This window comes from Albidovulum sp. (assembly GCF_049646345.1).
Taxonomy (GTDB): Bacteria; Pseudomonadota; Alphaproteobacteria; order Rhodobacterales; family Rhodobacteraceae; genus Albidovulum.
Window position 1 is genome coordinate 1 of record NZ_JBARVQ010000334.1, and the last position, 12,006, is coordinate 12,006.

General features: G+C 65.4%; 2 protein-coding genes. Both read right to left on the reverse strand.

The genetic code is table 11. The annotated features are described in order from the left end of the window. Positions 1-6,711 (reverse strand): hypothetical protein (locus WBB85_RS08385; protein WP_432638167.1); only part of this gene is annotated, 6,711 nt, incomplete at its 3' end. After that, positions 6,708-11,639, reverse strand: coding sequence for a hypothetical protein (locus WBB85_RS08390; RefSeq protein WP_432638168.1), 4,932 nt, complete (start codon positions 11,637-11,639; stop codon positions 6,708-6,710). The genes WBB85_RS08390 and WBB85_RS08385, both read right to left, overlap by 4 nt. Positions 11,640-12,006: the final 367 nt, after the last annotated feature.

Below are 12,006 nucleotides of genomic sequence, written 5' to 3' on the forward strand. Positions count from 1 at the left end.
AAAGTCGTCGGGTTTCACCTCCTTGCGGTCGGTCAGCAGCGTCAAGGTCCCTTCCCCGAACCGGATCGCCTGGCCCGACAGCAGATCGTTGTATTCGGGATCGTCGAAGCGCAGGAAGACCGGGTCCTCGATCAAGGGAGCAGTGGCGCTGCGGGCGAAGAGCGGGAAGGTGACGACGCGGATGGCGCCGCTGCCGGACAGGAGCAGCGTCAACTCGGCCTCACTGCCCAGAGGCTGGCGCGCCAGAGCGTCGAAGGCCGTGGCGGGCGCGCCGGGTGCGGTGCGGAGGAGTCTTGTGAAATCGGTGATCTCGATCTCTGCTCCGGGCCGAATGTCGAATTTCGAAACGGCGCCGACAGAGACAAAGCGCCACGGTCCGACCCGGATCGAGGCATGAGCGACATGCCAGCCCATCGCGTCGTCGAGGTCGCCGAAGGCCCTTTCAACCGCCAGTTTGATGGCACCGCCGACGCCGGGCGCCACGAGCGCATAGGCTGGCGCGAGAAGCGCAAGCGTGAACGCGAACCGCGAACGCGGCGTGCGCAGCAGCGCCTCGTCTACCGTCCCCAGCCCGGTCAACGGGATGCCGGGTCCGTGGACCAGCGCCTCGGGTATGCGGGACGCCGCGAAATGCCTGTCTTCGTGCGAGCTTGCCCGGGTGCGGTCGTTGACGCCAAGAATGACCGGGCGCGCGCTGCGGGTGGCAATTATGGCGTCTCCGGCCTGGGCGAAGTCGGTCTTCGACGCATCGCTCTGGATCGCCAGCCCCAGCCGCCGGACACCAAGATCTCCCGCCCGCGATCCGACCGAAGCCACGAGCTGGCTGGCCGGGACGAAGGCGCGCGAGGTGCTGCCGTCTCCGGCCGGAGGGGCGCTTCGCGCGGAAGGGTGGTCTGCAGCAGGACGCGGCAGATCGCTGCCGGGCGGGCGGACCGGCGCGAGCCGGGGTGAGTCGTCGGGCACATAGGCCGTGGGCGGGCGCGGCGCCATAGTCTCGCGGTCGCCGATCCACCCGCCCTCGTCCGCGCCGAAGACATGGCGCGTGCCGGGCGTCGCAAGCGCGAAGGCCGAGACGGTCGCGACCGAAGTCAGCCGCGCGCCGGTCTCGGCCTCGTTCAGCACACGCTCCGGTTCGCTGGTCAGCACCTCCGCGTGCGATCCGGCCGCCCGGTAGCCCGCCAGCAGACGTACCGCCGCGTCGGGTGCCGCCACGCGTCCGCGAACCCGGTGTGTCTCGGAGAACCGTGGCCCGACGGCCAGTACCGAGGCGGTTTCGTTGATTGCCTCCGCACGGCGTCCGGCAAACACCGGAAAGGACAGCAGAACCGGATCTGCGGCGACCAGGGGCGATGTCACGACCAGATGCCCCGACCGCGCCCAGTGCGTCTGCTGCCGCAACCCGATCAGGGCCCAGTCGGTCAGACGCTCGGTCAGGTCTTCGTGGCGTTTGTCCGGTTTGGGACGGACCTCGGTCCGCGCGATCCGGGTGATCGCCAGACCGTCCGAGGTTCGCGCGAAGAGTTCCACCGTAAGCGACGGATTGTCCGGAGCCGGGTCCCCGCCGGAGAGGCGCAGACCCGGCGCAAGATGGCGTGCCGCATGTGGAAGCTCTGTCCACGAGGCCACCAGCGCCTCGGACGTGTAGTGGGGCACCGATCCGCTGTCCTTGGCGAATGGCGGGCGGAGGAAGCGGAAGAAGTCCGGGGTTGGTGCGACAATGGCATAGGCTTCGGCGGCTCCTGTGCCGTCCTTGGGAAACCAGGCCGAGAGCAGAAGACCGGTCTCGCCCCCGGGAACCGACTGGTCCGAAGGCTCCCATGTCGCGCCGTCATCGGTCGAGACCTCGCTTCGCCCGATGAACATCGGACGGTGGAAGGCGGCCTCGGCTCCGATCAGCTGGTCCGCGAAGTCCGTCCGGCTTTCGGCAAGCTCGTCGCGCGCCCTGTTCACCCGCTTCGCCAGCGCCGCTCGGCTTTCGCCGTCGAGCGCGTCGAACGGCACCTTGGCCATGCGCTGGATTTGCCAGCCGTCTTCGATGTCGGGATCGAGGATGCTTTCCAGACCGGGCGCGCTGAGGAACGGCAGAGGCAGGTGCTGAAGCGTGCCGCTTGCCGGGTCCTTCGGATCGCGCACCAAGGCGTGGGTTCCCGCGAACACCACCGGGCCGGTGACGGGGTTTTCCTCGGCATCCACGGCCTGCGTTACCTGATCGATCTGCACGGCCGACAGCCCATGCGGCAGGGCATAAGCGGTGTTGTCGAGATGCGCGTGGATACCGGCATCCTTCGATCCGGGCCCGAAGACCGAACTGGAGGACCAGGGAAGATCGGTCCCGATCTCGGCACCGGCGTGACCTGGGCTCATCAGCATCACGCCGTGCGTCAGCTCGAGCCTCAGAACCTCGGTCCCGCCGCGTTCGATCTTGTGCAGGACCTTCGCCGCGAAACGGAATTCGTGCCGCTGGAGCCTACTCAATTCGACGCGCGTTCCGGCGGTCCTGACCCGGGCGAAGTGCTTGAAAAGCTGGTCCTTCAGGTGAGTGCCTTTCAGGATGTCCTTCTCCACGTCGATTGCGGGAAGGACGATGTCGTTCTCGGCATAAAGATCGACATAGAGATGCGCGTGATCCTCGACCCTGTACTCGTCATCGGGACGGGGCGAGGGCATCAGCGAGGTGTAGAGCAACGCTGCCTTGTGATGGTTCGCCCGGTCTTTCGAGGCGTGGCTATGGTCGATGCGGGCGGTTACGCTGGAAGCCTCGATCCGGAAAAACGCGCGGCTTCCGCCGTCGCTCTTGTCCGGCCTCGGCAAGAGCGCGAGCTGTATCGTCGCCGACTGCGCCGAGGTTACCAGGCCGCAGAAAGACCGGCCTGCGTCAGGGCCGGCGAAATGCGACGCGAAGCCGGTGTAGTTCAGCAGGTCGAAGAGCCCGCCGTTCCGGTCGGCGTCGGGATCGATCCCGATTTTCGAGGTCCATTCGTCCGACAGGACGAGCTCGCACTGGCCCAACAACCCTCCCGTCACCAGATCGGAATTGGCAGAGATGGTTGCTTTTGCGGCGACCGCCGCCGCGTTTAGATAGAAATGCGCTTTGACATCGACCGTGGCACTTGCGTTCTCGACCTGCCATGTTCCGTCGTTCGTCAGCGTGCCCAGCTCCCAGTCGTTGGCGTAGGCTTGGAGCGAAGATGCCTCCCCACCGCTCGTCTTTGCAGCGGTACTGCCCACGAACCACAGATCCAGCGCCAAACCCGGCGCGGTGACCTTGAGCCGCGCCCTGCCGTCGGGAAGGTTGCCGTCGGTGTAGGAAAACTCGTTGATCTCGACCCACGGCACCGGCGGCCATGCCCGTTCCGGGTCGGCGAGCGGCAGTTCGACGGGTTCCGTCGCCGTCAGTAGGAGCGTGGCCCCTCCCTCAGTCCATGAAATCGTCAGCGCCGCCTCGCCGAATGCCTCCGCGAACAGCGCTTCGCCGACCTCGGATTTCCGAACGGGCACCGCGATGCGTCCCGTCAGTACCGCCTCTGTCGGCTGACCGGTGGCAGAGAGTTCGACCGACAGAAGCTTGAGCGGTCGGAACCCCAGGTTGCCGACCATCACATGGTCCCCGCCGCCCTCCTGATCGAGCCACCATGTATAACCTTCGAGCGGGTTGTCGTCGGCGCCGAGCGGATGTGCGTCCTCGATCTTCTGCGCCTCAAATGTCCAGCCGGGCGCCTTCTTGCAGGGCAGATCGCAGAAGCCGAAGCGGATCTCCGGACGCCCGGTTTCCTCGATGCTCACCGGTGCCAGACAGGTCAACAGATGCCAGGTTGCCGTCTTGCCATCCCGATACCGCGTTATCGGCCGGGCCAAGGCGTAGGTCAGCGGATCGGGCGTCCCGCTGCTCCACCCGGCCTGATCCAGGGTGTCGTTCAGCTTCTGATCGTCGCCGGTGACTGACCTGAGCGTGCCCAGCTCTATCTTCGCGACCTCGACCGGAGCGCCGGGGCGGCCGAGCGTGACGTTCAGCCCCGACAGCTCCTCGGTGGAGGGCAGGCCATGCAGGGTGAGCTCGTGGTCCTTGATCGGCAGATAGAGTTCGCCGAGATGCGCGACGCTGTCGCCCCCCGCAACGTCGTCGGGCCATTCCAGGTCGCGCACACCGAACCCGATCCCGATGCGGACCTCGGGGCGCTCGGTCAGCGCGTAGGTCTGGTCGAGGACAACGTTCGGCAGTACATAGTCTTTGCCGTTGCGTGCAACGAGTTCGGACTTCTCGACGGCCGATAGGGCCAGCTTGCGGTTCAGATCCGCCCAGACCGCCATCCAGACGGCATCACCCGGCGCGTTCCAGGCGCCGGGGCGGAAGACGGGGTCGCTTATGGGTGGCGGCGGCACCTCGTCATCGTCCTTTTCCTCGGGCAGCGGCAGGGTGGCGAAGGCATGGAGTTCATAGGTCGTCGCCAGCCCGTGCCCGATGTCGATGCCGAGCGACACTTCGGGGACCGGGCCGAAACGGGTCTTGTACTCGACGGCATGCCGGTCGGCTTTCGAAAGCCCGGGGAACAGGGTGACCGAGCCAAGCGTCGGAAACACCTGACCCAGTTCGTTGGCCCATTCTGCCGCCGCCAGAGGATGAACCCAATCTCCAGTCTGCGGACCGCCCTTCAGTTCATAGTCCAGACCGATATGCGGCGCGGTCATTTCGATCTGCCCGGCAAATGCGATGCCGGTCTCGCGGGCCTTGGGCGCCGGGCCCCTCAGCGGCGTCAACTCACGCGTGCCGCTGGGCTCGTTCCGCTTACCGCCCGCGACGCAGAGCGGCAGGGTCTGAAGGGTCGGCAACTTCTCGTGCCTGACCCAGATGCGGGGGCTGACGTCGGCCGGAACCTCCTCGTCGGGCCATGTCACCGTCAGCCGCTCCGGCGCGCCGTGAAATGCAACGCTGGCATCTGACGGGCTCATCGCCAATCCTTCTCCGAAGCTCAGCACCACCTTCAGGGTCCCGTCCTGCCAGAGCCGAGACTCGAGGCCGGTCAGAAGGTCCGGGGTCACCGCGCTCAGAGCGGTCGATGCCAGCGCGCGCGTCTGCGGCTCGGGCAGCAACTGATCCGGAGCCTGCGCGAAGGCGGTGACCGGCAGCATGCCGTCGATGGCGCCTGACAGGCCGGTGAATTGCAGCGTGTGGCTGTCGATCCGAAGCGCATCACCGTCCTCGATCAGCCGCGTCAGCGCGTACCCCTCGGCGGCACCGAAAAGGCTCACGCCCCATGCACGCTCGGTCCCGTCCTCGTTTGTGCCGACGAACCAGTTACCCGCGGTGACCGACTGGCGGACGGGCAATTCGTGCTCCGGGGCATCGGCCACGTCGGCCAGAAGCGCGGTCGTGGCGTTCGGAAACGGCCAATGCAGCCAACCGTCCGCGATGGGCGTGTAAAGCCAGAGGGGCGACTTCCGGATGCCGCCCTTCTCAGGCGGCGGTTCGGCGAACCGCATCGACTCGCGCATCCGTGTGGCGTTCGATTGCAGCGGAACGGCGAAGTCGAGGCTTCCGCCCAGCGTCACGGTCTCCTTGCCGCTTGCGTATGCGTGGGCAACGTTCAGCGCGCGGGGCGGCGGGGCGTCGTCTTTTATCGCATCGGGCGTCTCGATCTCGTTCTTTGCCTCGATATTGATGCCACCCCCGTCATCGCGCCAGATCTCGAACGCGGGCGCGTTCATGGTCAGCGCGCGGCCCGACTGGCCACGGATCGCGGGTTCGAGCGCCGACGCTTCGAGATGCAGCGTATGATGCCTTGCGTCCTTCTTGGCGCTGCGGGTCAGAAGCGGCAGCGGCTTCGAGGCATCGAACGTGCAGGGCCAGAACACGTCCTCAGGCCGGATCTGGCGGCGTGCGGTCAGGCCGAACCATTGCAGCTTCGCCGTGTCGGCAGCCTCGTCTATCAGGCGCAGGAACGTGTCGAGCCGCTGCTGCCACTGTTGCCCGCCGTCGGGTTCAGTCCAGATCCTGAGTTCGGGCGATAGCGCCTCGCCGTCCCCCCCGTCCGTCAGCGTAAGCTTCAGCCAGCCGTCGACCGCCTCGGCGGTCCAGGGGAGCGTCACTTTCGCGCGAAACCCCGCACCGGTCGGGGTGAGCGCCAGAGTGAACTTGTCCTTCGCCTTTTCCGGTTCCTCGAGGCCAAGTGCCGCACGCAGCACCGGAAGATAACCCGGCGATGTCAGCCGGACCGTGCCGCCGACAAGTTGCATCGCGGCCAGATGGGCGACCTTCCCGTCTTCGCCCATCCCGAAATGTTTCGGATGGCGTCCGAACGGGGCCACGATCAGCGGCGATGTTTCGGCAAGATGCGTGGAACCTCCAAACGGCAGGACAAGCTTGCCATCGACGATCGTATCCACCGCGACCATGCTCAGCCGCGATCGGCTGTCGAGACCGTCCTCCCAAAGCGCACCGATATCCGCCCGCATGACCGTCGGCGGCGCATAGTCTAGCTTATGACGCGGGAACAATTCGTGCGCCAGATGCTCCAGATACACGTCCGCCTCATGCGTGTCGGGCCTCTCTTTTAGCGTCACCGCGAAGCTCCAGAGCGGACCCATGAGGCGTATGTTCGGGATCTGTAGCGTCAGCCAGTTCCGGTCCCAGTAGTCGCCCGAGTCCTTGTCCCGCCGCGAATAGAGCCCCGGGAACAGGGCGCGCAGATCCTCCTGTTTTGGGTTCTCGATCATGATCTTGCCTCCCCCCATTTCGCCGGCGGGATGTTCGCGTGGTGTACGAAGACTTGGGGGTTCTGCGGCTCGGCAGAGCGATAACTTCTCGCGGCCAAGTCTGCGGTCTCATTGCTGATCCCGTCAAAGTCATTGAGATCAGCATTAAAAGGCTCGCCGATGAAGAAGACGTCACCAAAGAATTTGGCGATAAGTTGGGCCTCGCTACCGGCGTTCGATCCTAGTATCAGCAGAAGGCGATGGTCGAACGCTAAATCGTCCATCACAGGATCTTCCTTAATCATGTCGCCAACCACCGAATACAGCGTAACGCCTTTGTCCTTGGCGGCCAACGCGTCGGACAACAGTTTGGCTATTGCATGACCGTCGACCTCGCCCAATGGGCGCGAGACCATCGCAGCTCGTCCTTCCTCGACCGATTTCATCAGTCCCCTTGCCGCGTTGATCTTTACGTTCTCGCCGCCCAGAAGCGCCGCCATCAGCGCCTCCCCCGCCGCCGCCATGGACCGGCGGCGTTGCAGGTCGACAATTGCTCGCAGCGCATACGCCAAATCTTCCTCTGTTCCCGGAGCCGACGCCCCGGTCGGCTCCAGATGGGGCCGGAACAGCCAACGCGGCCCTGTTAACGGCGCGTTTTGAGACAAGCGAAGATGGTCCACGTCGCTGCCCTCCTTCACCGAAAGGCGCAGCAGAAGTGGCAGTAGCCCGAAAATCGGTTCTACCTTCGGGAAAACGCCCGGCGCATAAGGGTCGTCGTGCTCGTCGATGTGCGCAGGAAAATCGGCATCGGCTTTCGCAAGGTCGCCTGTTTGTTCCGAAAGTTCCGCCCAAAAGGTGACTGTGCCCCTCAGGCCAAGCGCGAGGATGTCCTTCGGCTCGTCGTGGACCTCGAGCGTCACCTTGTTGGGCGGCGCAACTTTGCCGACGATGGCCAACGGCTTTTTCTCATGATCCACCGCAATGGTCGCCACGGTCCGCCGCGTCTCGCCCGCGACGTCGACAATTTCGAGACGAGCCTCTGGGTCGGGTAGCTGGCCGTAGCCGCGATCTTTCGTCTCGTGGCGATGATATCCCACTAAGCTCGCTTCTGGCAGCGTCTCGAAAAGGCGCGGTGCGCGGATCGTCAGCTTGTGGGCCTGCGGCGCGAGATAGCCGCCAATGAGCTTTCTCAGCGCGTCCGGCAGAATCTCAATGAACTTGTCCTTCCTTTCGTCAAGCTTCTTGTCCTGGCCGACATCCGTCCATGAAACGTCGAGATGCGTGACCGTCTTGGACCCCTGCGCGGCACGTGGCGCCGTCGCGGGGGGAGGCGGCAAGAGGATGCGCGCTACCTCGGACCGGACTTGCGCGGCGGCTACATAGTGGCGCATTTCTTGCGTGTAGTAGTGCGGTTCCGATGGCGTCTGGATGCGGATGCCGCCGAGCCGGGCACGAGGCGCGGTGGTGAGGTAGTCGGCGGCGGCAGCTTCGACCGAGAGGTCGGGTGCGACGTCGATGAACTTGCCCGCATCATCGGCTGCCGACGTATAGCCGACCTCCACGCCCAGCGCCGTTCTCCAGTCCTCGTAGCGGAACTCCAGCCGGAACTGACGCATCACGGCCTCGAACTCGATCTTGCGGGCAAGCGCATTACTCGACTTCGAGAGCGCCAGATCGGCGGGCTCCGAGAGCGTAATCTCGTGGAACGGCTGGCCCTTCTCGGACAGAACGACGCGCGCGCCCAGCATGTTGGCGGGCCGGACCGCGCGACGGCGCGGGAAGGCGATGTCGGTGCGTCCGTCGCTTTCCGACAGCTTGGGAACGGGAAGATCGGCCCCGGGCTCGAAAAGCTCCTGCCACCGACGCACGCGGGTCACGGCATAGGCGCGCTCGCTGGCCCAGTCCTCGGCGATCCGGTGGGTCACCTGGAACCGGCCCCGCGCATCGGGCGTCGAGCGCATCGGCGCCTCGCGCTGGGGCCAGGCGGTGGTGATCGCGTAGTGGGGGATGGTATCCTTATCCTTGAACCAGCTGGTCTCCTCATCGCGGTCGAGCGCCGGGCCCGCGGTAAAGAACCGCTCGCCCCAGGCTAGATAGGCGGCGACCAGTTCCGTGGCCGTCTCGTAAGCGGTATCGCGGATGGCTTCGGCCGGAACGCCCTCATCCTCGCCCCAGCCCGCGAACATCGTGGTCACATGATCCATGAACCGGCGGAACTGCGTATGGGCGGCTTCGGCGGTCAGATAGCCTTCTGGCTTCTTTGGATCGGGCACGAAGAAGTAGTGCATCCAGTTGATGTCCGAGGCGAACTTGCCCCACGGCCCGAAGCGCCGCAGGTCGGAGGCGACGCCGGACAGTGCGAGTGGCGCGCTGTACAGGTCCCGAAGCAGTTCGAGTCTGACACCCTCTCTATGGAAGACGCCTTCCTTGACTTCGCCGCCAGTGTCATAGGTGGATCCGAAAAGCTGATGGAGCAGCGACTCGATCGGCCCATTGGACCGGTTCCGATGACGAAGGACAACGATGTCACCAGATTTTCCGAGCCAGGAGGAAAGTGGTGGGTTCTCTGCCTTCCCCGTCTCATTGTCTTTTGAAAGCTGCATGACGCGCGGCGCGCCTTCGCCAGTCTTGCCGAAATTGAGACCGTCCAGTTCCCAGTTGGCGGGCTGCGTCGTGTCTCCCAAAATGCGGATGACATCACGGAGCGTGACACCCTCTGCGACAGGGATATCGCCTAGTTTCTTGTCGGTGTCCGGCAAGGTCGTGATCCGAAGCACCGCATAGTGGGCGTCGGCGGGCATGGGCTGCTCCGCCGGCGTCCGTTCCGTCATCGCCGTCGCCACCGGCCGAAGCGAGAACTGCACCATTGACAGCATGCGCCCGTCGTTGATCCCGGTCTGGCCCTCCTGCGCCCGTTCTGCCCAGTTGGCCTGTATCGGCAGGTCGAGCCCAAGGTGCCGTGCATCGGGGATCAGGTCGGGTTCGGCCAGCATCGTGTACGGCTGCGACTTCAGCTTGACAACGCGCTCGCCCGCCTTGAGAGCCTCGCCCAGCCAGCCGAGCCGTTCGTTGGTCTTGAGGATCGCGGCTTCAAGTTCCCGCCTGACCTCGGATTGCAGAAGGTATCTGCCGGTCCACGGATCGCGGAGCGAGATACCCGCGGCGAGGCCCAGTTGCCCCAAAGCGCCCCATCCGGTCGGATCGGCCTCGGCGTTGTCGGACTGCATCCAGAGAACCGGATCCGGCTTGGCGGTCTTGTCCCCCGTGGGCGGCGCCTTGGGCTGCGAGACCTCGACCTCGAAGCGTCCGAGGGTGCCATCGCCGCTCGCGCCCGCCGCGGTCAGCCGGCCGACAACGATCTGCATCCACGGATGCAGGCGACGGCGGGAATAGTAGCGGCCAAGTGCGTGCTGCGCGGCAAGGGCGAGAACGAGGCGCGCAAGCTTGTCGGGATCGGTGCCGGGGTGACCGTCGCGATAGTCGGGTATCTGCTGCGGAGCCTTCTCGCTCCGCTCCAACACGGTTTCGAGATCTTTCTCGAAAACGGACTGGGCATCGACCCAGGCCAGTTCGCTGTCCGCCCAGGAATACCAGCTTGGCCAGGCGTCGAACATCTTCTCGGGCGGCACGTACTGCGCCCTCAGCGACCGGATCGTCTTCGCCTTCACCGGCGGCATCCTTTCCCAGGTCTCGGGCGTAGCGAAGTCCGAGACGACGCGCCCGGCGTCGGCGGGCGACACGGCACGGACCTCGCGCAGTTTCTGCCAGAGCGGGCCGAAGCCTTTGGGTATCTTGCCGGGTCCGGCCACGTCGACGTTGAGAAGCGTGTCGAGCCGGGCCTCGTACAGGTGGTACGAGGCGACGTCCAGCACACCGGCATCCGCGCTCGATGCGTTCCACCACAGCGTGACGCCGCGCTCGGTGCCGGGCAGCGGCAGGAAGTCCAGTTCCTGCGGATTCTCGTCGGACGGGGCCGCCAGGTGGATCGGGCCCTGAACCGAGGTGATGTTCTCGCCCTTCACCTGAAGCAACGGCTCTTTGGACTGGTCGAACACCCACTCCAGATGCTGAAGCGGCCTGATTCCGGGGCCGGTCTCGCCGGACTTGCCCAAGCTGATCCGGACGCGGACCATCGCCGAGACCGCGTTGGCCTTCAGGTCAGCCTCCATTTCGGGCAGCGGGTCGGCCGATGCCCGAAGGAACAGGTGCCACGCCGCGCCATCCGGGCCATTCGACGGGTCGCCTTTCAGCATCGCCATCACGCGCTTGTAGCGCCGGTCCTTTGTCGGGATCGGTTTGCCCGCATGGTCGTAGACGCCGCCGATCCGGTCGTCCGGCTTTTCCATCGGCAGCGTTTCCGCATAGAGGGCGCGGGCCGGATCGCGCTCTTCCGCCTTGCCTTCCTCGTCCTTGCCGGGGTCCAGCGGGTCCGCCTTGAGCGTCAGGATCAGGTCGCCGTCCTTGGGTTGGACCGCGCTTCGTCCGCTTAGCGGCGCGTCGTTGTCATCGGTCGCCTCAGCAGGATAGGCGCCGGGCGGCAGCGCCGCCAGCGGACGCAGGACAAGATCCCAGCGCATCGTCTCGGCTACCAGCGCGGAGCTTGGCAGCACCAGTTCGCGCCAGTTGAGCATGCCGGCAAACGCGCGTTTGTCCGCCTTCTCCGCAAGCCGCAGTTCCAGTCTGGCGTTGTCCGGCGGCAGTGGACGGCGCGACGGTGTATGTTCGACGTCGATTAAGAACGCTTCGCCCTTGGTGCCGTCCTGCGAGATCGGGGTGACCCGCGCGGTGAGCGACAACTTGGTCGAGAAGAACCGGCTGGGGTCGATGCCGATCTCAGACAGCTGGCGGTTGTATTGGTAGGTGCCCTTCAGCCGCTTGACCTTCGGAGCCTCGTCATCATCGTCGTCGTTATAGCGGCTGCCGACCCGGATATCGGCGGGTCCGACCATGACGATATCGACCGGCTCGCGGCGGCTGGAAATGTCCTGCGTCACAACGACCTCGTAGGCCGCGATGAAATCCTCCAGCTCGAACTTCGCCGGATCGCCGTTTTCGTCCAGGGGACGCCCGAGCTGACCCCAGTCGATGTCCCAGCCGAAATGGAGCGAGTCGTCGTCCATGTGGCTTCGGGGCTTGCCGAGAAGCGACGGTGACGAGAGCTCGAAGTCAATCTTCTCGAAGTCGATGACCGGCAGAAGCTTCTGGGGATCTGTCCAGTTGCCCTTGTTGTCGAGCTTGTAAAGCCCCTTAGTATTCACGAACTTCAACTCGGCCCGTTCTTTTGCCGCCGGCGACATCAGCCAGGCCGGGCACTCC